The sequence below is a fragment of the Micropruina sp. genome (assembly GCF_047606365.1).
Classification (GTDB): domain Bacteria; phylum Actinomycetota; class Actinomycetes; order Propionibacteriales; family Propionibacteriaceae; genus Micropruina.
On record NZ_JASGEN010000019.1, the window covers coordinates 38,744 to 61,381 of the forward strand.

Below are 22,638 nucleotides of genomic sequence, written 5' to 3' on the forward strand. Positions count from 1 at the left end.
CGGAGGCCCCTCAGCTGTGTCGCTGAGGGGCCTCCGAACCTTGGGGGCTCAGGCCGTGGTGGCCAGGTTGAGCATCCGGAACGCCGCGTCCAGGACGGAGTCGGCGCCGACGCGGTAGTAGGCGTACCAGCCGCGCTGACCGGTCGGGCGCTGGTTCGCGCCGAACAGGTGCTGGATGAACTCGACGCGGGTACCCACCCGGTCGGCGATCACGTAGTTCTCGAAGTCGCCGTACACCAGGATGTGGTTCGCCGCAGTGACCGCCGGATTCCAGGTGCCCTTCATGGCCTCGGACTCCAGCGCGCGCCGGCCCAACAGCTCGGCGGGCTGACCCTCGCCGACGCGGGCCCACAGGCCAGCGCCGCCGTTGGTGTCGAACTGGCGGGTCAGGTTGTAGATCTTCCTGTTCGCCAGCCAGGACGCGTTCGCCTGGTGCCGCGACGGCAGTGCCGAGTCGAGCGCGTAGATGTCCGCCAAGGCGAACGTCTCGGCGGTACCGACGGGCACAACGCTGGACGTGCCGGCCAGGGCGGTCACGATGCCGGTCGGCATCTTGTCGCCATCACCGGTGCCGACCGTGAACGCCTCGGATTCGAGCACGTCCTTGCCGAACGCGAGCAGCCGGCCGACCTCCTGGGTGACGTTCTGCGCGTCCTCCATGGCCTCGATCGAGATGGGGACGAACCCCTGCGCCTTGTGGATGGAGATCGTCGGCTGACCGAAGGTCGTGGAGTCGTCGGACGCCTCCGCGGCCTCACCGTCCCACGACCACGACACGGCACCGGACGAGACGCCGTTCCACTTGTCGCCGGTGGCGACAACGGTACGGGCGACCTTGCGGATGTCGTTGCGGGACCCGTCAGAGGTGATGATCACCGTCGGGTCGAGCTGGAACGGCACCAGGTAGCCGCCTGCGCTGTCGGTCAGCGACATGGCGCGGGCCTCGGCATCGGTCAGCAGGTGCTGGTCACCGCGGGCGCACTTCGCCCATCCCCGCAGGTACTCGGGCGAGGACGTCGCCAGGATCTGCCGGGCCAGCACGTCGGGATGATCGGCACGCTCCAGGATGCGCTGGGCGGCCTCCCGGACCTTGTCGGATGCGCCGGGCATCTTCTCGATCGCAGCCTCGGCGCGGGCCCGGTACTCGGCGCCCAACTCGTCCTTGTCGCGGCTGAACGTGCGGACCTCGGACAGGTCCCACGGGTTGCGGAACCGCTTGTCCTCGATGCTGTCCGGCTCCAGGATTGCGTCGCGGTCGTAGTCGGACGAGGACGACGCAGATCCGCGTTCGATGCGGAAGCCTCCCAGCCCCTGGGCGGCGCTACGCACCTGCGCGAGCTGCGCGTCGCGTTCGAGCCGCTTGCGGTGCTGGTCGAGATCCGCGAACTCGGAGCGGAGATCGTCGAAGTAGGTCTCGTCCTCCGGCGTCGGGTTCTCCAGTTCGCCGAGTCGCTCCAACTCCTTGACGATGTCCTGCTGACGGTTGACCATCTGGCTGTGGGTCAGGGTCGGCCCCGTCCGGGCCTCTTCGGTGGCGGTCTTCGCCATGATCAGTCCTTTCGTGACTGGGTACGGATGAAGTAGCCCGCTGTGTTGCGCGCGTCCCGCTGCATGCGGTCACGACGGCGCCGGGCTGCGGCGGACGGGTGCTCACCGGCCGAGGTTTCGGTGGTTTGCGGCCTGTCAGTGGACGGCTCGGCGTGGAGGGCGGCCCTGCGGGTGCTCTCCGGCGCGTTGTCGTCCTGCTTGGCGGAGTCGGCGAGCAGCAGAGCACGCGCCAAGAAGCTCTTCGTTTCGGGGTCGTCCAGGTGCCCCAGATCGATCGTGCGAGCACGCACCCCGACGGATGTCTCGGCGTACGCCGGCCAGACGACCGGGCCGAGTTCCGGCACCCGCACCTCCTTGAGGGTGCGGAGCAGGAGTTCGTCGTCAGGGATGTCTTCCAGCCACGACCTGCGCAGCAGCTGGTACAGCTCTTCCTCGTCGCGGATCTGCTTGCCGTCCGAGTCGTGCCAGACCTCGGTGACAACACCGAACCGGAACGACATGCCGTTGATCGCCTCAGATGAGATCGCGTCACGGACCGGCTGCACCAGCCAGTTGTCGTGCAGGCGGGCAACAACATGCGCGCCACCCTCAGGCGCCAACGTGGCGTCGACTTCCTCCCGCGGGAATCCGGTCAGCGGGCTGCCGATCGGAATCGACCCGATCAGCGGATGGTGACCGTGATCGAACTGGACCTTCGGCGGGTTTTCTCGGAACGACTTCTTCATCGCTCCGGGAGCGATCTGCTCCCAGAATCGCCCCTCCCAGGAGTCGATGATCGTCCGGCGGTTGAACACCGCCGCGTAGCCGTCGAGGGTCAGGCCGTCATCGTCGTCAGCGTTCGCGAGAGCAAACGGAGTCGTACGGCGCATCTCTCGCGGCGGGATCGCGACACGGTCGATCAGGTCACTCGGCATTGTCGCCTCCTGGTGCGGGAACGGGTTCGCCCGAGCCGGGCGGTTGCAGCTGAACGGAGTACAGGCCTGAGTGGACGAGTAGCCGCATGTCGTCGGCGTCCACTGCCTTAATCACCGACTCGGGCGTGAACCCGGCGTCGGTGAGAGTCTTGATCGTGGTCGCCCGCCGACCCTGGATCTCGGCGGCGTCCTTCTCGTCCTCACGCAGGAACGGGACATCGCGATGGTCGTACCAGAGCCGCGAGAAGCCGCCGTCTGCGAACCTCGACGGGGGCGCCGGCGCGACCACCTCAAGCGAGCCTGACGCGTTGCCCCACAGAGGATGCATCGTGCCGTCCGCGTACCGGCGACGAGCCTGCGCGTAGTTGCTGTAGGTAGCGGCCTGCAAACCCTCAGAGAGGCCGACGATGACCGGGGGGACACCGGCCGCTGCAGCTATCCGTGTCTCGCCGGCACCCTGAACGCCCCGGAAGTCGATCTGTCGGAAGTCCTTGCCCACCAAGGTCACATCGGCACCGCCGCCGACATGCAGCGTCTTGTAGGCGTTCTCGACGCCGCGGTGCTCCCTGTCGAGCATCTCGCGGAACTTCCGCACCGACTCAGGTGATGCCTTCTCGCCGTGACGGACGACCAGGTTCGGCGTCGCACCATTGTCCATGAACCGGCGCTTGTGCCGGTTCATCAACTGATCAGCCTGGATCTCACGCACAATCGGCGTCAGCCACGTCATGCCCCGATATGTCGCCAGTGGATCGGGGATCGGTGCGAAGTGCGCCACCTCAGTTGGCAGGAACGGGGTGCCTTCAGTGAGCTTCCGCTCGCCACCCTCGTAGTACATGTAGCCGACTTTCCGGAAGCCGACCCTGCCGCCGTTGAGCTTGCGTCGCTCGAGCACGATGTTCACCCAGTCAGGGCGGAGCCGCACCAGTTCGTCACCGTCACGCACCCAGTAGGAGTTCCCAGCCAGATCGGCGTCCTGGATCATCCGGGACAGCAGATCCTGCGTGGTGCCGCCAAACCACGGCTTCTCCAGCACGCTGAGTGACTGGTCGCCCCACAGATCCGACCCACGGCCGTTCCGCATCCGCTGATAAGAGAACCGCACCGCCGAGAACACCAGCTGACGTACGAGCATGCATGCGAACACGACACCGTTCGCTGCATAGGCAGACTGCGCCAAAGCGGCGAAGTTGCCGCCCGGCTTCTCCGCGTCCGTGTCTCCCACCATGGTTTGACTCAGACCCGAGGCGGCGCCGTTGAACACGAACTCCGACATCATCGAGATGTAGTCATCCACCGACGTGATCGAACGCTCACCCCGCGACTGCAACGCGGACCGCAGAATGCTCACCGGATCAGCCACTCCGCAGCGATCGCGAGGACACCAGCCGTCACGAGGGCAGCACCCATACCCAGGAGTAGCCCGACCCCGGCGATGACACATGCCGATCCACCGACGAGAAGTACGAGACTGACGCGGTTGCCCTTCATTCCCAGAACCCCCAAACCTCGATCTCTTCGTCGGCCTCCAGAGCGCCGTCCTCGATTGCTTGTCCCCTGGCCTCATAGGCGAGATGGGCGGCCACGAACGCGTCGATGAGCCCATCGCCCTTCTTGGCCAGTGCCAGATAGTGCTCTACGCGGTTCGCTTCGTCGTCCTCCCGGGGTGGCTTCCGCTTCCCCTTCACCAACGCCGCAGCCTTCGCGTGATCGGCCAAGGTCACGTCCCCGTCGTGAGTGAGGGCCCCGTCCTTGTAGGCCGTCTGGAACCGCTCGATGGCGGCATCCATGCGCCGCTCAACGTTGGTCGGGAACTCGACGATGCGGCCCTGGTAGCGGGCCGCCCACACGTCGAGGTAGTCCTGCCATCGGTACGGGTCGGCGTACATGTACCGGACGTCGTACGCCGTGAACATCGCGTCGACCTGGTCGTTGACATCGAGTCGCGGCACCCGATGATCCGGGAAGTCTGCCGGCACCCAGACCTTGCCGCGGAACAGGCGTCCGTCACGGATCCTGCACACAACGATCGCGGTGGCATCCCGTGAACGGGAGCCGTCGAATCCGAGCGTGACCGGTTCATCGGCAACCAACGGGTCATCGGTCCGGGTCAGTGCATCCCACTTCGCCGGGTCGACCGCGTTCTTCTCGCCAGCGATGATCTCGGACAGGTAGAACCGGCGAACCTCTGACTCGCCCATCTGCTTGTTCCGGCAGTCCCGCATAATCCGCTGCTCGGACACGTGGCCGCCGGCGGACCGAATCGAATCGCCGTAGACGTAGACGATCTCCCGCTGCAGCGCCGCATCGTCATCAAGGTCGACGTGCACCCGTGCGAGCCGGGCATCCACGAACACGTGCGGGTCCTTCGCCTCATACGTCTTCTGAGCATCAGACCCCTCGGTCGGATCCCACGTGTTCGTCGCCGACGTCCACATGCCGTTCATGCCGCCGACGTTCCGCTTCAACGTCCGCGCGAACGTGAGACCGCCGCGCTGACCCTCTCCGATCAACAGACCAGACTCGGTGATCGACGCGTGAGTGAACCGGCCACCCAGCCGGCCCCAGGCTGTCGTCGTCAGGTACTCGATCGGATTGCCGCAAGGGAGCTTGATGAACGTGTCGTTGATCTCGACACCGAACATGTCCGCGATCTCTGAGTTCCGCGCCATCTCCAACAGCGGGAGCCAGGTGTTGTCGGTCTGCTCATCGTTCAGGGCAGCAATCGCAACCCACGGAGTTGGCGCCGGCTGCCCCACCGGCTCACCGTCCGCGTCCCAGCCCGCGAACTCGCAAGGGCCGAACGCGTGGAACAGGTTGACCGCGGCCAGCAGCGGATCCTTGCCCCACTTCTGCCCCCGCACCAGCATCGACCCGGAGTAGGCGAACGCATCGTTGCCGTCATCCTCGACGGCGTCCGGGTTCAGCCGGTACTTCCACAGCAGATGCCGCACCTGCTCGTCGTACAGCCTGAACGGCAGACCCTTCTTCGGACCGTCGGGGATCGGGAGCATCGCCTCGATCCACTCAACAGCCAGGTGGCCAAGCGTCGGGAACTCGCCCTTGACCGCCGGTCCGCGCCACGGCATCAGCCGGCCGGGTCCACCGCAGCCAACCGGCGGCCTGCACTCGCAGCGCCTGCCTGACCCGACTTCTGCTGCCGCTTAGCGCCGACCTCGTCATCGGAGACGACCCACAGCAGTGCCCGCATCGCCTTCGGCGTCAAACCAAGCCGATCAGACCACATCCGGGCTTCCTGCAACAGCTTCAGGTCGCCCATCTCCGCCAGCACACTCAGCCGCGCATAGGTTGCGACGTCCCGAGTCCAGCCCAACTGCTGCCACGCCGCCGCCTGAGGAGACCGCCACAGCTTCTCCCACAGCGAGACCTCAAGGTCCTTCTGCCGGCCGATCTTCTCCTCGATGAGCGCCACCGCGCGCCGCTCGGCCGCGATCTTCTGATCCAGCCGTGCACGCTTGGCCGGCGCCAACTCGTCGTCCTCAGCCAGGAACTCCAGGTCGGCGATCTTGCTCAACCGCGTCTCGCGATCCGTCGTCAGGCCAAGATCCTCGATCAGAGGCCACTCCGGAATCGGGCCATCCCAGCCTCCCGCTGGCAGCACCCGCACCCCGACACGAGGGTTCGTCCGCCTCGGATTCAACGAGCCCATCGGGCCAGTGCCAGCCATCAGACCACCAACCCCCAGACTCGTAGACGCGCTTTTCCAGGTGACCGCGGGGTGGTGTGGCCAGGGTGGGCGCCCTCGCGGGCCCCCCTGCCCCCCTCCTTGGTGGGGGTGTGGGGGTGGGGGCTACCGGTTGGACTTGGCGCCGTTGCAGACGCGGCATCGCACGATGAGCGGTCCGTTCGGATCGCCGCCGTTGGCGACCGCGGTGTCGTGGTCGGCGGTGAGGATGTTGGGTGGGTGGACGTCGTGTGCTGCTCGGGTGTTCCAGCCTGGGCACCATTCGCCGTGGGTGGCGCGGTGTGCGGCGACTGCTGCTGCTCGTCTGTCGCGTTCGTCGGGGTCGCGGGTGAGGTTGGTGGGGCGGGGGGTCCGGCCGCGTTCGTAGGTCGCTTGGTGGGTGCGGCAGCGGCGTCCGGCGGTGGGTTTGCCGCAGTCGATGCAGGGTCGGAGTGGCATGGGCACCTCTGGCGTTCGTGGGTGCTGGCGTGTGACGATGCCGTGATGGGTGTGGTGCAGGGGCCGCCTGGCGCGGCTGGTGTTGATCCTCAGGCTGCCGCGGCGTGGCGGCAGTGGATGATCTCGCAGGGTCGGCTGATGGAGTACAAGGTTGCTTCGGTGCGGCAGACGCTGATCGGCGACAAGGTCAACACGGACGCGTTGGAGCAGATGCTCAATGGCTATGCAGCTCAGGGTTGGATGGTGAAGTCCGTGACGGAGACTGAGGTGAAGGGCCGTGTGGGGCCGGGCGGGACCGCTGGTTTGGTGATCATCTTTGAGCGGCCGGTGTCACGCTGAACGTTGGTCTGGACACACTTCGTCCCGACATCGAGGGTAATGCTAGCTGACGTGCGCAGCGTTCGCGGTCATCTCGGCGATCATGTCGCGGACGTCGCCGAGGCGATGCACCCAGACTTGTTCGGTGACGATGGCCTTGCCGCGCAGGTGTGGCCGGGTGATGCGTTCGCGGGGGAGTCCGTGCTTGCGGATCAGGTACTTGATCCGGTCGCGACTGACTGGTTCGCCGGCTTCGGTGAGGACGCCGACGAGTTCGTTGATGGTGAGCAGCATGTCGGCCCGCTGGTCGAGGAGTTTGCGTTGGTGGTCGTGCCAGTCGGCGCGGTACGGGCAGGAAGGTCCGTCGACGGGTGTGTGGCTGCATCGGACTTGCGCGGTGGCTTGCTCCAGTTCGGTGACGGTGGGTCGTTCCTGGCGGATCTCGTGGCTGCAGATGGGGCAGTTGCCGAGGTTGATCAGGTCGCGGGGTCGGTCGATGATTCGCCGGCCGAGGCGGTGGAGGTGGCCGAGTCGGACGAGTGCGGTGTGCTGGTCGAGGTCGGGTAGTTCGGCTCCGAACTCGACCAGGTCGCGGTGGCAGCGGCTGGCGGCTTCGCTCCATGGGACGCCGCCGGCGTCGTCGGTGCCGCCGACGAATCGGACGCCGCGGCGTCGGGCGGTGGCGAGTTCGGTGATCAGTTCGGGTGTGTCGGCGAGTAGGCCGTGGAGCAGGTTGGCGCAGGCGTGGCACAGCTGGGCGCCTGGTGGTCTGCCGTGGGTGTTGGGGCAGCCGATGTCGGCAGGGATGCGTTCGATGGTCCAGGGGCCGCCTGTGGGTCGTTGGGTGGCGCGGTAGGCCGGTAGTGGTCTGCCTGCGACGTGCTCCAGGTCGGCGATGTGTGTGACTGGATGCCTGAACGCGGCACCCTCGATCGCGCCGAGCATCACGCGCTGCTCGGCGGCCGTGCCGGTGAAGCCGCTGCCGTGGTCTGGGCATTCGGGTGGGCAGCTGATGCGCATCAGGCCGGACCAGTCGCAGATCGGGAAGTCGGTCATGGTTGGTCCTCTCGGGTCTGTTGGACGGTTCGGATGGTTGCTCGGATCTCGGCCAGGTGGTGCGCGACTTGCTCGGGTGTGGCGGTCGTTCGGCGTTGGCCGGCGCACTCTGGGCAGTCGCGAGGCTGGCTGGTGTGGTAGGGGCACCCGCGGGTTGGTTGGGGTTGCTGGTCCTGGGGCCGAACGCGGCCGGTGAGCCTGTCGTAGGCGGCTCCGGTGTCTTCGGTGATCAGGTGGGGTGTGTGCTGATCGCGTCGGGTGGCGGCGTACAGGGCGGCGGCGGCGACTTGGTCGAGTGGGTCGCCTGTTCGTTTCCGGATGGTGGTGAGGATGCTTCCGGTTGGCCAGTCAGGTCGGAGTGCATGCGTGAGGGCTGCGAGTGCTTGCTCGGCGGCGTTGCGGCTGGGTGCGGTCATGTGTTGTTCCGATCGGCAAGCAAACCGTTGCGGTGCTGCGCGCTCGCGCGTTGGTTAAGTAGCGATTTGCTTGCTACGTAACCACTCATTTCGTTCCAGTGATCCAGTGATCCAGTGATCCAGTGATCAGGGCACTGAGGACTCCGTGAGCTTGCGTGTGCGGTGTGCGTGAGGGCTCCGTGAGTTGTGCGTGAGGACTCACGCACAAGTACGTGAGGATGGCTGTTATTCATCACGCCCACCGCGTGCCTCCCGTGGTGCACACTCAAGGAGCGGTGCGGGCAGCTTCGATGCGCCGTACCTGTTGATGCGCTGATGGATATGCCAGTTCGGGAAGCAGCCGTAGCGGACGTCGTCCAGGTCGTACAGGTGGACTGGTTCGTCGTTCTCTGAGGCTTCCGTGAGCCATTTCCTGATTTGGGCTGGGCTGACGTTTTCGTCGTTGGGGTAGACGTGTCCGAGGATTGCGTTGGGGCTGGCGAGGAATCGTCCGTCGTCGTCGGCCATGGTGATGAGGCCGACGACGAGGAGTCGTGCTTCGCGGGAGAGTCGGGAGATGTCGCCGGATGCCCACATCTCGGGTTTGAGGGTGCGGATTCTTGGCATCAGGCTGCTCTCGTTTCTGGTTGGTTGCGGTCCATTCGGGGGCTGATCCGGTCCCATAGGTCGGCGCGTCCGGCTCGTTTGAGGACGCTGTAGATCGAGTCGGGCTTGATGCCGAACCTGCGTGTGAGGTCGGCGAGGGGTGCGCCGTCGTCGATGGCCTCGATGATGGTGGCGGTTCTCCGCTTGGGCTGTGTGCTCGGGTTGTGGCCGAATGGTTGGGCGTGGGCTTCGTCGATGGTGTCGTCGTCCCAGGCGAGTGGTGGTGCGTAGCCTCGGCGGGCGGCGCGGGCTTTGGCCCGGCCGCGGTTGATCCGATCGCCCCAGGTGTCTGTGGGTGGCTGCTGGTTCCACAGTTGGTCATAGATGGCCCGGATCTTGGCGGCTACGTCTGGCGTGGTCCTGATGGAGCGGAGGATCATCGCTGCCCAGGAGTCTGACATCCCTGCATGGCGGCTGATCTCGGCGAGGGACCAGCCGATCGCGCAAAGTGCTTCCAGGCGTCGGCGGGTGCCGATTGTGGAGGTTGGGGTGATGTTTCGGACGCTGAGCACGGCGGCTTCGGTGGTGCGGTAGATGCGGGTTACGTCACCGTCGACGAGGCGGCGGAGGCTGGCCCGGGAAATGCCGGTGGCTCGGCTGATTTCGGACAGGGTCGTGCGGCGTAGCAGCCGGGTGAGGTGGGCGTGTGCTGAGCTGGCGGGCACTGTGCCGCCACCGAGGTGTTTGCGGCGCTTCTGGCGGCGTGTGCGGTCCGTGAGGCACCCGGTACAGCGGCATCCGCAGTGGCAGTAGCAGGGCTCGCCAGGTTGATGCTTGGCGCAGGTGTGGTCGCGGTCAGGCATCGTCGTAGTCCTGTCTCGGGGTGCGGCGGATGATCTTGTGCTTGACTTTGGTGGCGCCAGTGACGATCGCCTCGTCGCTGTAGATGCGTCCGTCGGGCCCGGTGTAGCCGGGGCGGTCCTCGCAGCGGATGACCTTCACCAGGTCCGAGTCGGCGGCTTCGATGCGCCAGATGCCGTCTCCGTCGCGGTCGTAGCGGAGGATCAGGCGGACGCCGTTGTCGAACGTCAACCGGTGGTCCCAGTCGTAGCCGTCGAACTCGTCGTAGATGGCGCCGTCGAGTTCGACCAGATCATCGGATGCGCCAGCAACTCGGGTCTCGGTCTCACTCATCGTCGGGTTCTCCTTCGCTGGGTTGTGCGGGGTGTTGGTGTTGGTGGTGGTGCTCGTAGCACTTGGCGGCGAGCCGGGCGGCGCCGGCGGGCGGGTTGGGTTGGTGGCTGCGGGTCTCGGCGATCGCGCCAAGCGCGAGCAGTTCACCGGCGCTGAATGGGCAGGCGTGACCAGTCATGCGGCATCGACTCCCAGCGATTCAGCGACGCACGCGACCAGGTCACGTGCTGCGGGTGGGGTGACTGCGTTGCCGTAGCCGCGGACTTGGTCGCGGCGGGAACCGCGCACGATGTAGTTCGGGTCGAATGCCATGCCGATGCCGATTTCGCTGGGTTCGAGCATCCGGAAGTAGCAGTCGTCGACTTGGGCGTCGGTGATGTCGTCGGCGGTGATGAGCGACTGGTGACCTGTCGTGGTGAGGGTGCGGAGTGCTTCGCTGATTGGCAGGCTCATTTCGGCGCCGTCGCCGGTGCGGGGCGTGTTGTTGCGCATGACGAGGCCGTAGCGGTCGTGGGTGGTCAGCGTGCCGACAGGCGTATCGGTGGGGCGTGCAGACCCGCTGGCGCTGTAGTAAGGCGTCAGGAGGGCATGGTTCGCCCCGTCGGCAACGATGGTGGGCAGGTGCTCACTGTGCGGGTCTAGGTCGCGCACCCGGTCACGGAACTGCGTCAGGAACGCGGGCGGGGTAACCAACCCGAGGTGGTTGCCGGACGCCGTGACCGTGGGCAGGTAGGTGTCAGTCGTGCCAACCCTGTACTCGAATCGGTGATTGGTGACCAGGCCGTGGTGGTTGCCGCCGGCGGTGATGGTGCCGAGTGCTTGCAGCGCCGAGCGGGCGTCCGATCCGCCGCCGCGGAGTTCAGCGAGGAACGGCATCATGGCCAACGCTGTCTCGGCGCGGGTCGTGAGAGTGCGGAGCGATTCGCCGGCCGTCCGGGCCTGCTTGCCGTCGCGGCCTTCGACGGGCACGACGAGCGCTTTCGACTCTGACGCGTGCAACACCCGCAAGTACTCCTCGACCGGCCATGCCCGGTAGTAGGCGTCCGGTTGGCCATGGCGGGGATGCCGGGGGTCGGCGGCGTCGTACTGGTTGCCGCCAGCTTCGAGGTGGAACGGTGCCCAGTAGCGGGCGATGCCGGCCTTGATCCGGGCGATCGTTTTCGGTGCGAGTGGCTTGGCGCGGTCCCCGATGCGGGTGCCGGTCAGGGTCCAGTCGATCGCGGCCGCGGCTGGTAGCCAGCCGGGTTCGACAATCTGGCCGCAGCCCGGCGCGGCGCACACGTAGACGTACTGGGCGCGGTAGCGGCCCACGGTGCGGCCGTTCTTCCACGCCTGCCGCGACTCACCCACGGTGCCGCAGCGAGGGCACCATGCTTTCGGGCGGATGAACCGCTCCACGTCGGGAGCCCGGTCACCTGCTGGCCAGGCGATGATGTAGAGCCGGTCCCGGGACTGAGGTGCGGGCAGGCCGAGCGCCTGGGCGTGCATCGAGTTGAGCGACACGACACGGTACTGGTAGCCGAGGTTCGTCAGGCCACGCTTCCACGCCGCCCATGCCCGGGCGTACTTGGCTTGGGTGGCGATGTCGACGACGTTCTCGACGACCACGGCGCGGTAGCGGTGGTGCTCGATGAAGCGGAGCACGTCGAACATGAGCAGCCGGGAACGGGTCGCTTCGTCCTCGTCGGTGGTGAGTAGCTGATCCTCGTCGAGAACGCTGAACAGGTCCGGCTCGGCCAGCGTCCCGGACAGCGGCCCGTGTTTGCCGCCGCCGGCCTGCGACCAGGCGGTGCACTCGGGTGATGCCCAGAGCACATCGGTGGCGGGGAAGAACCGCGGGTCTTCAAGGTGCAGGTCGACCTGGGCGTGGTCGGTCGTCGGGTGGTTGAGGTTGTGGACCTCGACGGCGAGGGCCCAGTGGTTGGCGGCGATCTGGATGTGGACGTCAGGCACCAGGACGGCGCCGGACGATGCACCGCCAAATCCTGCGAACAGGTCCGTAACGGTGAGGCTCATGGTTGCGTTCCTTGGTTGGCGAGGTTGAGCAGGACGCCGGCGTGGCAGGGCCCGTCGACGGGGCACCAGCACATGAGGTCGTGGCCGACGAGTTCGGCCCGGATCTCGGTGAGGGGCGGGTAGGTGAACTCCACCGGTCCGCGGCGTCCGCCGAGGAATCGCCAGTTCGGGAAGGACAGGCGTCCGCGGTTGGCGAGGACCGTGAAGTCCCTGACGATGAGGGTCGCGATCTGCTGGTCGTTGAGGCTCGGGTATTGTCCGCCGACGTCGGAAAGGCTGATCGGGTTTCCCCACTTCGTTCCGCGTCCGACGTAGCGGGCTGGTTGGCCGCAGCCACAGGAGCAGAGCGGCGTCCGCCATCCCTTGGCGCGCTTCCGCTGGATCCGCTTCGGGCTCACCGCTGCACTCCCATTTCGGTGTCGATCTCGTCGCAGAGCACGTCGGCGGGGCAATCGCCGAGGCACCACGGGTCCTCCCGGTGGTGGTGTGCCCGCACTCGGTCAGTGATGGCCTTGGCGATCACGGGGAGGGCTGCGTCCACGATCAGCGAGTACTCGTGCATGCTGGCCGGGATGTGCGGCTGCGCTCCGAGGGCTGCCTTGGTGGCGGCGACTACCACGTCCTCGCGGGTCAGGTGCTCACTCATCACTGCTCACCGGATCGCGATGGCACGAACCGAATCGACTCTCTTGAGGCCTGTCTCAGGGTTGGGTGAGCCGTACCGGTAGCGGGTCGCCTTGGCGACGATGTACGCCGTGGCGCGGTGACTGGTCATGATGCTGCCTCCATCAGGTCGAACAGGGTGGGGACGTTCTGGGCGCGTTCTTCGGCGTGTAGATAGGCGACGCCGTCGCGCCAGTAGTCAGGGTTGAGTTCGCTGGTCCGGCCGTGGCGGCCGAGCTTCAGGGCGCGTAACGCCACCGTGGAGAGCCCGCCGAACGGGTCATAGACGAGTTCGCCAGGGTTGGAGAACCGTTCGATGAGCCGATCCACGACGTCGAACTGCAACGGGCAGACGTGCATGGTCTGTGCCTTCTGTGACTGCTCGGTGTTGAGCGTCAACATCCGGTTGATGTCGTGCCACACCCACGGCGACCAAGAGCCCGGCGCGAGCGACATGAACGTCGCCGGCAGGGCACCCTTGCCGTCCAGCTGTTCACCGACGGTGACGTGCTCGGTGTAGTCGTAGATTTCGCGCAGTGTTTGTTCGGTGAACAGCCGTGAGCGGTCCTCGACCGGCAGGGCGAGTAGGTCGTCGGGTGTGAGGTGCCGGTCCCCGGCGGAACGCCAGAACGCGTGCGCGTCAACCTGCCATCGGGCGCGGCTGTACCAGCTCTTGTCGTGGGTGACCGGGGTGTCGGCGTAGCCTTTGGTCCGGTCCGACTGTGGCTTGTGGAACAGCAGGATGTACTCGGGTGAGCCGACGCCCATCTTGGTGCCGTCCTTGGACATCTCTGTCCAGCCCAACCGGTAGGTCTGGTTGTTCTCTCGCACGACGTCGGTGACGACCGTGATCATGCCGACGTAGTCGAAGCCGTGTTTGACGCCGTGGAAGATCGCCTCAGCGTGGAACGGCGACACGGTCGGGATGCCGGCACCGGTCACGTTGCCGAACAGGATCCGGTCCTTGACGTGGCAGGCGTAGATCCGGCCCGGCTTCAGCACACGCAACAGTTGCGGGGTGAGGAAGTCCATCTGTGCCCAGAAGTGGGCGTTGTTGTCGGTGTGGCCGAAGTCGTTGTAGCTCGGCGTGTACTCGTAGTGGTTGCTGAACGGGATCGACGTGACGACCAGGTCGACGCTGTCGGTGTCCATGGTCATCGTCTCGGGGACGCAGTCGTTCAGCGCAGCCAGCCAGCCGTCGCCGGTCGCCTCCTGGCGGGCGACACCGATGGACCGCTGCAGTTCGTCGGTGATCGACAGATGGTTCAGACCGTGGGTGCGGATCAGTTCCGACATCGTCGCGGCGAGGTCGTTGTGCTGGGCCCACTTCTCCCTCAGGGTGCGGACAACCTCACGCTCGGATTCGGCGTAGATGATGTCGATCCGGACCTGCTCGGTTTGCAGGAACCGGTGAAGTCTGTGGATCGCTTGGATGAAGTCGTTGAAGCGGAACCCGACACCAACGAAGATCGCCCGATGGCAGTGGCGTTGGAAGTTGCAGCCGGATCCGGACAGTTCGGGTTTCGTCGCGAGCAGCCGGCTACGGCCTTGCGAGAAGTCGATGATTCGTTCCTCGCGGACGTCCAGGTCGAGTGAGCCGTACACCTCGACGGCGTCCGGCAGGGCCCGTTTGATGGCGCGCCGCTCGTCCTCGAGGTCGTGCCACAGGATGAAGTGGTCCTCAGCCGCCTCGCTGACCAGCTGCGCCATCTTGGCGATCCGGGGCGCCATGGTGTCGCGCTTCTCCCGAGCAGCCTGGGTGACGCCGAGGACACCGCCGCGGATCAGGTGCCCTTGGCCGTCACGGTCGTACTCGACGGCCGCCATGTGGTCGACGGGGATCTCGTGCCAGCGGACGTCCAGGTCGGGCAGGATGTAGCCGTCATCGTCGAATCCGAGGTCGCTGGGACGTTGCACGAACACGGCCCACGTCGACAGCCACAGGAAGAACTCGTCCCGCTTGTGTGGGTAGAGGGTCAGGTTGTTCGCCTTCGTCGAGTCACGCTGGAAGAACCTGGTGAGTGCCTGACCGGTGTCCATCACGCCGAGGAAGCCGGCGTAGTGGATCAGTTCCTTGTACCGGTTCGGGCTGGGCGTCGCGGTCGCGACGAACCGGTACCGCACCTGATCGAACAGCGTCAGGAACTCCTGGTAGGTCTTCGACCCGTAGCTGCGAAGAACGGAGGCCTCGTCCAGGGACGCGGCGGTGAACTCGTTCGGGTCGAGCCGTCCGTCCCGTACCGATTCGTAGTTGGTGAGGTAGATCCCGTCACCGGTGATCTCGTCGGTGCGGCGGATGAACTGCACAGGGATGCCGAGCATGGCGGCGTCATGAGTGAACTCCTGCCGGACGCCGAGCGGCAGCACGATGAGGGCACGGCCGCGGCCGCCGAGTGTGAGCCGCAGCGTTTCGAGTTGCATCAGTGTCTTGCCGAGCCCGAACGCGGCAAAGATCGCCCGTCGGCCACCCTCGACGGCCCACTGCACAATCTTCCGCTGATGCGGCTTGAGTAGCGGGTTCACCTCATCGTCGGCGACGGGACGGCCGTAGGTGTGGTGGAAGTCGGCTTTGCCACGCAGGAACGCGTCATAGGCGGCCAGATCACCATGGATGGTCATTGAGTCCTCCAGATATGCCGAGGGCCCCGACCTGACCGGTCGGGGCCCTCGTTCGTTGATGAGTGTTCAGGCGTCGAGCGGGTCGCCCCATCCGGCTGCGCGGAGCATGCGCAGGGCGTCAGCGACGCTCGCTCGGATCAGGACAGTCGACGTTCGTTCGTCAGGCATGATCCCCACCGAGGTGAGGTGCAGCAGCTGCCGGAGATCCATCCAGCACCACCAGGCCAGCGGGTCACCCTTGCCGCGACGTCGCAGCACCAGCAGCGCCACGTCCGCGGCTGCATGCACGGCTTCGGCGCGGGTCTCGGCCCACCACGCCGCGACCTGCCCATCTGACGGGTTCTCGGTCTGCTTCCCGGCCTTGACCTCGATGATCACGCCCGGGCACAGCAGGATGTCGCCGAGGTCCTTACTGCCGCCCAACGCGCGCCGTTCCGCTTGGCCGAAGCCGTCCTGCCGGGCCGCTTTGACGAGGGCCGACTCGGCGGCCGTGCCGATCTGCTTGGGCCGGTTCATGACGGTCCTGTGGTTGTCAGAGCGTCAGCGAACCGCATCGCCCGGCTGTGGGTGGGGAATCTCTCCACCCGGATCTTGCCGTCGTGAGAGGAACGCCAGATCACTCCCCATCGCCCGGCGCCGGATCTGGACTTGACGATCCAGACACGGCCGGTGGGCAGGGTGCTGGACACCCGACTCGCGAGGCGGGTTCTCACGACGATGTCCCGCTGCCGGGTTGGGCGACGTCCGGCCAATCCTGGCCGGCTGGCTCGTCCTGTACCGCTTGCGCCTGGGACTGAGCTTGGAGAGCGTCGAGTGTGTCGCTGGGGAAGATCGTGTCGGGGTCGATGCCGTCGGAGGTGATCGACTGGTAGTCGATCGCGAGCCGGCCGAGGTCTTCCGGCGTCCACTGGTTGCGCCGCTTGCCGCTGCGGGTCTCCACCTGGGATTGAGTGATGCCGAGCTTGTCGAAGACATCCAGCATCTTCTGGATCCGCTCGTCGAGAGGTTGCCCGTCGCCGCGGGCCAGGGTTGCCCGGCACAGGTCTTCGGCGAGCGCTTTCAGCCAGTCGGGGAGGATCGCGTAGATGCATTCCCGGACGGCGCGGGCACCGATGTTCTGGTTGTTCAGGTAGATGTCCTGCAGGTCGATGAGCCGTACCCGACCGCGGTTCACTCCGCGGCCCTTCATGCGGGCGTGGGGGACTTGGAACGAGCGGCGGGTGCGCACGTTCTGTTCCTGGTCCCACGCGAACGCTTCAACTTCAGACTCGCCGGCTTCGTCGTCACGGCGTAGCTCCCGGACGCCGTAGTCGAGGTTGCCGTAGATGCGGGCCAGTTCTCGGGCGAGGTGCACCGAGGCGCCCGAGCCGCGGTTCTCGACGGCGTAGAAGGCTCGCTCAGCGACGGCGAGGCGGGTGCACAGACTGCGCACCTCGGCCTCGACCTGGTTGACGTCGCGAGGGCAGTTCCGGGCGACGGTGACGGCCGCTTGGACTTCGGCGACGGCCCTGGCCTGCTCAACGGCAGTGGCCTGCGTGACCTGGGCGGGTGCGAGCGTTGCCGCCGGCCGCTGGGCGATGTCGGTGTTGCGTGTCATTCAGGTTCTCCTTCGTCTGCGAGGTCGTCGAGGGTGTCCTCTTCGACGCGGGCGGTCCAGACCGGCACGGTGACCCGGTGCACCTTCGGTGCGTACCCGGGCCAGGTGCCGGTTTCGAGGCAGCGGGCGAACCGCTCGGCGGCGGCCTCGTTGAGTGCGTCGGCGCGGCGTAGGTCGGCGGTGTCGATTTCGTGGACGGCGACCAGGTAGGGCGGGTTCTTCTCCACGGTGGCGAAGATCATGGTGGTGTCCCTCGCAAGGCCGAGTTGGCGTGCGAGCCAGCCGCAGGCGGATGCCTGGAGGTGGTAGCCGTAGTCGCCGACCGACTTGCCGAACTTGGATGGTGCCGCGTTGTCGGTGGTCTTGATGTCGGTCAGGATCAGCCGGTTGCCGGCGGCGGGCGCCAGGTAGTCGACCTTGCAGCGGCGCCAGATCCCGGCCGGATGTGGAGCGAATATGGCTTTCTCAGGTGTGCCGCCGGTCAGGCCGAGCTTTGCGACTGGATGGGTGAGCAGGGCCCGCGCCATAGCTTTGGCGGCCGGGGCTTCGTGGGCGAGGATCGGCAGCACCGTGCCGTGGTCGGGATGCTCAGCGAGGAACGCTTCGCCGGCCTTCGAGTTCCACGAGCGGCCGCCGTCGAACTCGGCGAGGTCGGCGGTGCCGAGCGCCAGGGCGTGCACCGCTGACCCGAAGATCATCGCCGCCGTGCGGGCCGGGGGATGGTCCACCTTCCACCGGTAGTGCGCCGGCGTGGACGGTGCGAGCAGATACCGACCTGACGTCGCGGAGAGCGACTCCGTGCCGTACGCCCGCAGCGGGTCCGCGTGGTACAGGTGGTCAGGCATGTCGTACACGCCCGCCACCGGTGTACCGGCACCGAGCAGTTCAGTCGCCCCAGTAGTGGCCTGTGCACCTGCCGTCGCCGGTTGATCGGCAGGTGCAACCGTAGGGTCCACTCCGCCCGTCCAATCCCGGCCGGCGGCCCGGTTCGCTTCGGCGGTCTCCTGAGACTTCTGGATGGCGGCCTTCTCTGCGCAGATCGTGCAGCGGGGTGTGCCGTCCGGGTTGTTGCCTTGCGCGAAGTGACCGCAGGGCAGCATGACCGGTGGGGTCGGGCGGGCCATCAGGCCACCCTCCGTTCCCGGGCGGCGATCCACTGCGAGGCCACGGCGCCGACCTGCACGAGTTCATCCGAGAGCTGGTCGCCTTGCTCCGCGATCGCTTCGGTCACTTCCTCGACGAGGATGTGCCGCCACGTCACCCGGCCCGCGGCCGCGAGCCGATCCGTGACCTTTCGATTGCGGTCAGCGACCACCGACCACACTGACGAAGTGCCGTCGGGGTGGTTCTGCTGGCCCCACTTCGCGTCCTGCCGGCGGATCTCGTCCGCCAGTAGTGCGAGTGCCTCGATGGGTGATCCGCCCGCCTCCGCTCCGGGTGCGTCCTCGATAGGGATGTGCAGCAGTCGAGCGATCAGGCACTCGATCTGGGCGCCGCGCGATCGGGACCAGCCTGGTAGGCGGTAGACATAGTCGCCCTGGCGGAGCAGCTCGGCCAGGTCAGCACGCAGGTAGCAGCCCCCATCGTGGGGAACCTCCGACCCGCCCTCACCCTGGGCGCCCTTCTCGCCGTACACGGCGGCGCATTCGTCGACGTGAACATGCGGCGGGATGTCATGCGGCACCAGCGGGATATCTCCCCGGCCCCGGATCGTTGCGGCCGCGGCACGGAACGCTGGTTCGTTCAGGTCAGCGTGGCCAGCCATCGGGCCGCAGATGTACGCCATATGGAGCCTCATCGCGCGACCTGACCATCCTCGATCACAACAGCGCTCTCAGCGTCGTCGGAGACTCTTTCTACCCACACCTGGTAGTCGTGGTCGGCGGCCATGCCGGCGATCGCCTGCATGCTGTCGGCGTCGAGTAGTGACCCGTCGAGGATCCGGATGACCCGCAGAGACGGATTCAGCGCCATCGCCATCGCGAGACTGACCCGGATCTGCTCCGCGGACGACGCCTGCCCGAACGGCACACCGTTGAAGGTGACGCCCTGATCGTCGAAGCCGAGGCCGTCGACCGGCATCTGCGCGGCGGCGAGCGCCCGCCGCTTCGAATCGTCGATCCCGTCAATCCGGTGCGTCAGCGCGGTGTACTGCTCCTGCAGCGCCTTCTGTGCTTCCCGCTTCTCAGCCACCTGACGGTTGGCCCGGGCCTCCGCGTTCGAGGCCTCCAAATCAGCGACCTGGGCACGCAGCTGGTCGATGTCGGCAGGTAGCGGCAAGACGCCCAACTGGTCCGTACGGTCCGCGATCCTGGCCTGTGTGGCGTCCCGGTCCTGCTGAAGCCGGGCGATGCGGCGGTCGATCTCCTCGACTTCACGCACGTCACGGGCGATCGCTGCCCGGGTGTCGTCAATGTCCTGCTGGAGCTTGGCGGCCTCGTTGATGCGGCCCAACAGATCAGCGGCGGGCACCTCAACCATCGGGGCACCCTTGGGTAGCTTCGGCAGGTCACCGTAGGCGTGCGCCCGCCGGCCAGTCTCCAACCGCTCGTCGTACAGCCGGGCTCGCTCACGGTCCGCCGCGGTGAAGTCGAGCCCGAGTAGATCCAGCAGGGCTTGCCGCTGCTCGCGGGCAGTCAGCCGGGTGAACGCCAACGGGTCGAACGACAGCTTCCCGACCAGCTGGTCGAGCAGGGTCTGCGGCTGCTGATAGCGCGAGCCGTCCGGGGCCCGGACGACGAGCGTCGTCTTGCCCTTCTCCGCGTCCCAGGTGCGGGTCACGGTCAGATTGCCCAGGTCGAGCGTGACGCGTGCTTCGTCCTCACCGTCACGGATCGGGCGGGGCGTGTCCTTCGATGCTTGGCCGCCGCCGAGTGCCAGCCAGATCGCGTCCAGGACAGACGACTTGCCCTGCGCGTTGCGGCCGGTGACGATCTGCAGAGTCCCGTCGGGCTCGATCGCGACAGCCTTGAGGCGCTTGATGTTCTCGGCCTCGAGTTTGATGATCTTCATGGGTTTCTTCCTCGTGGAGAGTGCGAAGGAGCCCGCCCAGATGGTCTGGGCGGGCTTCTGTTGAGCGTTGGGTCGGTCAGCTCGGCTGGCCGGCGATGATCTCCACCGACACACCGGCGGCCACCGTGTTGAGGACGTCGTCGAATGCCTGTTCGACCACCCGTCCCAGTTCGGGCAGCTTGAACCCGACCCTCAACAAGCCGTGCTCGATGCGGTACCGCAGGTTCGCGACCACCTTGAACGGGTCGGAGCCGACGAACGGTCGCAACGCGAGGGTGAACTTGGACGGGATCTCCAACTTGCCGCGGCGTCCCGCCTTCGCGTCGACCTCCTCGACCCACTGGAACGCCCGTGCACCGTTGTCGAGCCAGTCCGCCGACTGCCAAGCGACCTTCGTCGTGCCCTGCATTGACTGGATGATCTCCAACAAGGCGGCACCATCCGGTTCCGCGATCGCAGAGAGCTGGTCCTCGACGAAGTCGGCGAACTCGAGTTGCGCTTGCAGCTTCCCCGACAACGCGGTCCACGCCTTCCACTCCGGCGAGTACTGCAGCTGCAGCCGCACCTGGTCGCCACGCCAGCCGTCGTGACCGTCGAGCACACCCGTCACGGTCAGCTTCTCGACATCCGCCCAGACCTCGAACCCGGACCGGTCGGCCTGGCGCTGTTCAACGTAGGACAGGAAGCTGTCAGCGTCACGCACCGTCGCCGACCGAATGACCCGGCGTGGCTTCTCCGCGTAATCGTCGGTGTCGTCAACGACCACCTCGCCCTCGTTGACGCGGGCATAGATCTGGCCCGGTTCGAGCACGACCGGTGGGACGGTTGCCCTGGCCAGCACGGCGATCGACTCTGCTTCGGTGTATTCGGGCATCACTGTGCCTCTCGGATCGTGGTGGATTCAGGTGCGGACGCGTCACGCAGTCCGGTGAGCGTTGGCTGTCGCGGGTTGTTCCGGGACAGATTCCCGTTCCGGTCGACATAGGCGACCGACGCGTCCCGCTTGAACTCGGGCAGCTTCAGCTGGATGTTGTCAGAGATCACCAGCACATTGCCGTCAGACTTCGGCATCGGCTCGACGGTGATCGTGAGCGCCAGGGTTCCCTTCTTGCGGGTTTCCTCGACGCGCGCGATCAGGTCCCACAGCGCCTCACCGAGCTCGTTGTGGGTCTTGCCGTTGGCCTGCTCCCGCAGCCAGTCAGCGAACGGCCGGATCGGTGGATCTTCGATCACCTCCCCGGTCAGCGGATCGGTACGTCTCCGGTCAGTCATCGGGTTCCTCCTTCTGGTTGTTCTTCACCGGCCCCGGATCGGGCCAGGCGCAGGCGCCTTCGTGTCCTTGCTCACGACCGCACCGGTAGTTCGGGCGCTTGTGGATCCGCTGAGCGACCTTCGGCATCGGGACACCCAGGTCGGCGCCACACCGTGAGTCCAGATGGGGCCTGGATCTCGTCACGGATGTCGTCAGGCAGAGTCACCGCACTCGCCTCCGCACCTGAGCAGCCAGCGCACGGTGGGTCGCTTCTTCCCCGGTCGGGTCCGCATAGGTGAGGCAGTAGCGGCTGAAGTCCCAGTCGGTCTGGGCCGATTCCAGCCACCGCCAGTAGAGGCGCCGAAGCCCGGACATGCTGATCCGACGGCCGGCTCGGCGCATCTGTTCGCGCACCTCGCGCAAGTACTCCTCGACGGGATCGCTACTCGTGGGGTTGGTATCCCTGTCCACGGCCAGGTCGGCGGCTGAGGTCACGGTCATCTGCCCATCACCCCGATCGCGATGAGCAGCGCGATGAGAGCGGTCGTCCAGGCGGCCAGGCCGACAGCCAGGGCGACCCCCCACGCCCGAACCTTGCGGGTGACGTGGCGGCGGCGCTGCTGGTCGGCGTGGTGCCGAACCTCGGGGGATGCGGTGATCACTTCGCCGCCTCCACCGGGTCGCCGTCGATGGTCACCTCACGGCACGGCGTGACCACACGCGGCGCCTTGGCCTTCGCAGCGCCGAACCCGAAGATCGGGCGAAGGTCCGCCAGCGCCACGCCGACGGCCACGTAGCGCGTGGCTGCCGTGTAGTAGGTGCGTGACTGGCTGGGTCGGGGCGAGAAGTGCAGGCCGTGACCACACTCGTTGTCGGGCCTCCAGTCCGGCGCCGACGGCTTCGCGCCCGGGGAGTAGTCGAAGCCACGATCGGTCGACCAGTTGTCGCCGACCGCCTTGTACAGGGTCGCGATTCCGTCGGCGACGGTGACGCCGTGGTAGTCGCACCAGATCTGGGGATCGGTGAGATCCAGCGCGGCGATGTCGATAATGACGCCGCCGGAGACCTTGGCTCGGGCAGAGCGTAGGTGTACCGCGACGTACGGAGACGCCTCGACGGTGGCCGAGTCCCACGCCTCGACGGTGGCCGAGTCCCACGCCCGGACGGTGGCCGAGTCCCACGCCCGGACGGTGGCCGAGCCCGACGCCTCGACGGTGGCCGAGTCCCACGCCCGGACGGTGGCCGAGCCCGACGCCTCGACGGTGGCCGAGCCCGACGCCCGGACGGTGGCCGAGCCCGACGCC

At 66.8% G+C, this 22,638-nt stretch carries 26 protein-coding genes; 1 reads left to right on the forward strand and 25 read right to left on the reverse strand.

Going from position 1 to position 22,638, the window contains the following annotated elements:
* Positions 1-48 precede the first annotated feature (48 nt).
* The 6 genes from QM624_RS02750 to QM624_RS02775 all read right to left on the reverse strand — a co-directional run bounded on the left by QM624_RS02750 (position 49) and on the right by QM624_RS02775 (position 6,606).
* Positions 49-1,548 carry a phage major capsid protein gene (locus tag QM624_RS02750; protein WP_415088578.1) on the reverse strand — a complete coding sequence of 500 codons (1,500 nt, stop codon included), beginning with the start codon at positions 1,546-1,548 and terminating at the stop codon, positions 49-51.
* Positions 1,549-1,550: 2 nt separating this feature from the next.
* A complete protein-coding gene (locus tag QM624_RS02755; RefSeq protein WP_415088579.1) occupies positions 1,551-2,462 on the reverse strand; it encodes an HK97 family phage prohead protease in 912 nt (303 codons plus the stop codon).
* Positions 2,452-3,813: a phage portal protein gene (locus QM624_RS02760; protein WP_415088580.1), complete on the reverse strand. Its 1,362-nt coding sequence runs from the start codon at positions 3,811-3,813 to the stop codon at positions 2,452-2,454. Before QM624_RS02760 ends, QM624_RS02755 begins: the two co-directional genes overlap by 11 nt.
* A gap of 136 nt (positions 3,814-3,949) precedes the next feature.
* The gene (locus tag QM624_RS02765) at positions 3,950-5,551 is read right to left on the reverse strand and encodes a hypothetical protein (RefSeq protein ID WP_415088581.1); all 1,602 of its coding nucleotides are present in this window, start codon (positions 5,549-5,551) and stop codon (positions 3,950-3,952) included.
* Positions 5,551-6,090, reverse strand: coding sequence for a hypothetical protein (locus QM624_RS02770; protein ID WP_415088582.1), 540 nt, complete (start codon positions 6,088-6,090; stop codon positions 5,551-5,553). The genes QM624_RS02765 and QM624_RS02770 overlap by 1 nt, the downstream gene beginning before the upstream one ends.
* Before the next feature lie 183 nt (positions 6,091-6,273).
* Positions 6,274-6,606 (reverse strand): hypothetical protein, encoded by a 333-nt coding sequence (locus tag QM624_RS02775; protein ID WP_415088583.1) that lies wholly within the window; start codon positions 6,604-6,606, stop codon positions 6,274-6,276.
* Between the two features lie 45 nt (positions 6,607-6,651).
* On the opposite strand from QM624_RS02775, the gene QM624_RS02780 reads away from it, so the two are divergent.
* A complete protein-coding gene (locus tag QM624_RS02780; RefSeq protein ID WP_415088584.1) occupies positions 6,652-6,945 on the forward strand; it encodes a DUF4177 domain-containing protein in 294 nt (97 codons plus the stop codon).
* A gap of 42 nt (positions 6,946-6,987) precedes the next feature.
* Here QM624_RS02780 and QM624_RS02785 read toward each other — a convergent pair whose 3' ends face one another.
* The 19 genes from QM624_RS02785 to QM624_RS02875 form a co-directional block, all read right to left on the reverse strand.
* Positions 6,988-7,980 (reverse strand): hypothetical protein, encoded by a 993-nt coding sequence (locus tag QM624_RS02785; RefSeq protein WP_415088585.1) that lies wholly within the window; start codon positions 7,978-7,980, stop codon positions 6,988-6,990.
* 641 nt (positions 7,981-8,621) lie between these two features.
* Complete coding sequence (locus tag QM624_RS02790; RefSeq protein WP_415088586.1) at positions 8,622-9,002, reverse strand: hypothetical protein; 381 nt, start codon at positions 9,000-9,002, stop codon at positions 8,622-8,624.
* The gene (locus tag QM624_RS02795; RefSeq protein WP_415088587.1) at positions 9,002-9,844 is read right to left on the reverse strand and encodes a hypothetical protein; all 843 of its coding nucleotides are present in this window, start codon (positions 9,842-9,844) and stop codon (positions 9,002-9,004) included. The genes QM624_RS02790 and QM624_RS02795 overlap by 1 nt, the downstream gene beginning before the upstream one ends.
* Positions 9,837-10,175, reverse strand: a complete 339-nt coding sequence (locus tag QM624_RS02800) for a hypothetical protein (protein ID WP_415088588.1) — start codon at positions 10,173-10,175, stop codon at positions 9,837-9,839. The genes QM624_RS02795 and QM624_RS02800 overlap by 8 nt, the downstream gene beginning before the upstream one ends.
* Complete coding sequence (locus QM624_RS02805) at positions 10,168-10,353, reverse strand: hypothetical protein (protein ID WP_415088590.1); 186 nt, start codon at positions 10,351-10,353, stop codon at positions 10,168-10,170. The genes QM624_RS02800 and QM624_RS02805 overlap by 8 nt, the downstream gene beginning before the upstream one ends.
* Positions 10,350-12,191, reverse strand: a complete 1,842-nt coding sequence (locus QM624_RS02810; protein ID WP_415088591.1) for a DNA cytosine methyltransferase — start codon at positions 12,189-12,191, stop codon at positions 10,350-10,352. Before QM624_RS02810 ends, QM624_RS02805 begins: the two co-directional genes overlap by 4 nt.
* A complete protein-coding gene (locus tag QM624_RS02815) occupies positions 12,188-12,589 on the reverse strand; it encodes a DUF4326 domain-containing protein (RefSeq protein WP_415088592.1) in 402 nt (133 codons plus the stop codon). Before QM624_RS02815 ends, QM624_RS02810 begins: the two co-directional genes overlap by 4 nt.
* Entirely contained in the window at positions 12,586-12,837 is a 252-nt protein-coding gene (locus QM624_RS02820) for a hypothetical protein (protein ID WP_415088593.1), read from the reverse strand. The genes QM624_RS02815 and QM624_RS02820 overlap by 4 nt, the downstream gene beginning before the upstream one ends.
* Positions 12,838-12,962: 125 nt before the next feature.
* Entirely contained in the window at positions 12,963-15,473 is a 2,511-nt protein-coding gene (locus tag QM624_RS02825; RefSeq protein ID WP_415088594.1) for a DNA methyltransferase, read from the reverse strand.
* A 66-nt stretch (positions 15,474-15,539) separates the two neighbouring features.
* Positions 15,540-15,989 (reverse strand): hypothetical protein, encoded by a 450-nt coding sequence (locus QM624_RS02830; protein WP_415088595.1) that lies wholly within the window; start codon positions 15,987-15,989, stop codon positions 15,540-15,542.
* A gap of 193 nt (positions 15,990-16,182) precedes the next feature.
* Entirely contained in the window at positions 16,183-17,070 is an 888-nt protein-coding gene (locus QM624_RS02835; protein ID WP_415088596.1) for a hypothetical protein, read from the reverse strand.
* Positions 17,067-17,915 (reverse strand): PD-(D/E)XK nuclease-like domain-containing protein, encoded by an 849-nt coding sequence (locus QM624_RS02840; protein WP_415088597.1) that lies wholly within the window; start codon positions 17,913-17,915, stop codon positions 17,067-17,069. The genes QM624_RS02835 and QM624_RS02840 overlap by 4 nt, the downstream gene beginning before the upstream one ends.
* Before the next feature lie 278 nt (positions 17,916-18,193).
* Entirely contained in the window at positions 18,194-18,868 is a 675-nt protein-coding gene (locus tag QM624_RS02845; RefSeq protein ID WP_415088598.1) for a DUF4406 domain-containing protein, read from the reverse strand.
* Positions 18,865-20,082: an AAA family ATPase gene (locus QM624_RS02850; RefSeq protein ID WP_415088599.1), complete on the reverse strand. Its 1,218-nt coding sequence runs from the start codon at positions 20,080-20,082 to the stop codon at positions 18,865-18,867. The genes QM624_RS02845 and QM624_RS02850 overlap by 4 nt, the downstream gene beginning before the upstream one ends.
* 76 nt (positions 20,083-20,158) lie before the next feature.
* Positions 20,159-20,956 (reverse strand): DUF2303 family protein, encoded by a 798-nt coding sequence (locus QM624_RS02855; RefSeq protein ID WP_415088600.1) that lies wholly within the window; start codon positions 20,954-20,956, stop codon positions 20,159-20,161.
* Positions 20,956-21,354, reverse strand: a complete 399-nt coding sequence (locus tag QM624_RS02860) for a hypothetical protein (RefSeq protein ID WP_415088602.1) — start codon at positions 21,352-21,354, stop codon at positions 20,956-20,958. Before QM624_RS02860 ends, QM624_RS02855 begins: the two co-directional genes overlap by 1 nt.
* 202 nt (positions 21,355-21,556) lie before the next feature.
* Positions 21,557-21,835 carry a hypothetical protein gene (locus tag QM624_RS02865; RefSeq protein WP_415088603.1) on the reverse strand — a complete coding sequence of 93 codons (279 nt, stop codon included), beginning with the start codon at positions 21,833-21,835 and terminating at the stop codon, positions 21,557-21,559.
* Entirely contained in the window at positions 21,832-21,996 is a 165-nt protein-coding gene (locus tag QM624_RS02870; protein ID WP_415088604.1) for a hypothetical protein, read from the reverse strand. The genes QM624_RS02865 and QM624_RS02870 overlap by 4 nt, the downstream gene beginning before the upstream one ends.
* A partial coding sequence (locus QM624_RS02875; RefSeq protein ID WP_415088605.1) for a hypothetical protein occupies positions 21,993-22,638 on the reverse strand: 646 nt, incomplete at its 5' end. The genes QM624_RS02870 and QM624_RS02875, both read right to left, overlap by 4 nt.

What these genes read in the sequence shown, in the direction of transcription:
- QM624_RS02800 (WP_415088588.1), bottom strand. Translation starts at nt 10,175, where the DNA reads ATGAGTGAGACCGAGACCCGAGTTGCTGGCGCATCCGATGATCTGGTC.
- QM624_RS02805 (WP_415088590.1), bottom strand. Translation starts at nt 10,353, where the DNA reads ATGACTGGTCACGCCTGCCCATTCAGCGCCGGTGAACTGCTCGCGCTT.
- QM624_RS02750 (WP_415088578.1), bottom strand. Translation starts at nt 1,548, where the DNA reads ATGGCGAAGACCGCCACCGAAGAGGCCCGGACGGGGCCGACCCTGACC.
- QM624_RS02855 (WP_415088600.1), bottom strand. Translation starts at nt 20,956, where the DNA reads ATGCCCGAATACACCGAAGCAGAGTCGATCGCCGTGCTGGCCAGGGCA.
- QM624_RS02825 (WP_415088594.1), bottom strand. Translation starts at nt 15,473, where the DNA reads ATGACCATCCATGGTGATCTGGCCGCCTATGACGCGTTCCTGCGTGGC.
- QM624_RS02810 (WP_415088591.1), bottom strand. Translation starts at nt 12,191, where the DNA reads ATGAGCCTCACCGTTACGGACCTGTTCGCAGGATTTGGCGGTGCATCG.
- QM624_RS02850 (WP_415088599.1), bottom strand. Translation starts at nt 20,082, where the DNA reads ATGAAGATCATCAAACTCGAGGCCGAGAACATCAAGCGCCTCAAGGCT.
- QM624_RS02790 (WP_415088586.1), bottom strand. Translation starts at nt 9,002, where the DNA reads ATGCCAAGAATCCGCACCCTCAAACCCGAGATGTGGGCATCCGGCGAC.
- QM624_RS02830 (WP_415088595.1), bottom strand. Translation starts at nt 15,989, where the DNA reads ATGAACCGGCCCAAGCAGATCGGCACGGCCGCCGAGTCGGCCCTCGTC.
- QM624_RS02775 (WP_415088583.1), bottom strand. Translation starts at nt 6,606, where the DNA reads ATGCCACTCCGACCCTGCATCGACTGCGGCAAACCCACCGCCGGACGC.
- QM624_RS02835 (WP_415088596.1), bottom strand. Translation starts at nt 17,070, where the DNA reads ATGACACGCAACACCGACATCGCCCAGCGGCCGGCGGCAACGCTCGCA.
- QM624_RS02865 (WP_415088603.1), bottom strand. Translation starts at nt 21,835, where the DNA reads ATGACCGTGACCTCAGCCGCCGACCTGGCCGTGGACAGGGATACCAAC.
- QM624_RS02845 (WP_415088598.1), bottom strand. Translation starts at nt 18,868, where the DNA reads ATGAGGCTCCATATGGCGTACATCTGCGGCCCGATGGCTGGCCACGCT.
- QM624_RS02840 (WP_415088597.1), bottom strand. Translation starts at nt 17,915, where the DNA reads ATGCCTGACCACCTGTACCACGCGGACCCGCTGCGGGCGTACGGCACG.
- QM624_RS02780 (WP_415088584.1), top strand. Translation starts at nt 6,652, where the DNA reads ATGGGTGTGGTGCAGGGGCCGCCTGGCGCGGCTGGTGTTGATCCTCAG.
- QM624_RS02765 (WP_415088581.1), bottom strand. Translation starts at nt 5,551, where the DNA reads ATGCCGTGGCGCGGACCGGCGGTCAAGGGCGAGTTCCCGACGCTTGGC.
- QM624_RS02795 (WP_415088587.1), bottom strand. Translation starts at nt 9,844, where the DNA reads ATGCCTGACCGCGACCACACCTGCGCCAAGCATCAACCTGGCGAGCCC.
- QM624_RS02755 (WP_415088579.1), bottom strand. Translation starts at nt 2,462, where the DNA reads ATGCCGAGTGACCTGATCGACCGTGTCGCGATCCCGCCGCGAGAGATG.
- QM624_RS02820 (WP_415088593.1), bottom strand. Translation starts at nt 12,837, where the DNA reads ATGAGTGAGCACCTGACCCGCGAGGACGTGGTAGTCGCCGCCACCAAG.
- QM624_RS02860 (WP_415088602.1), bottom strand. Translation starts at nt 21,354, where the DNA reads ATGACTGACCGGAGACGTACCGATCCGCTGACCGGGGAGGTGATCGAA.
- QM624_RS02785 (WP_415088585.1), bottom strand. Translation starts at nt 7,980, where the DNA reads ATGACCGACTTCCCGATCTGCGACTGGTCCGGCCTGATGCGCATCAGC.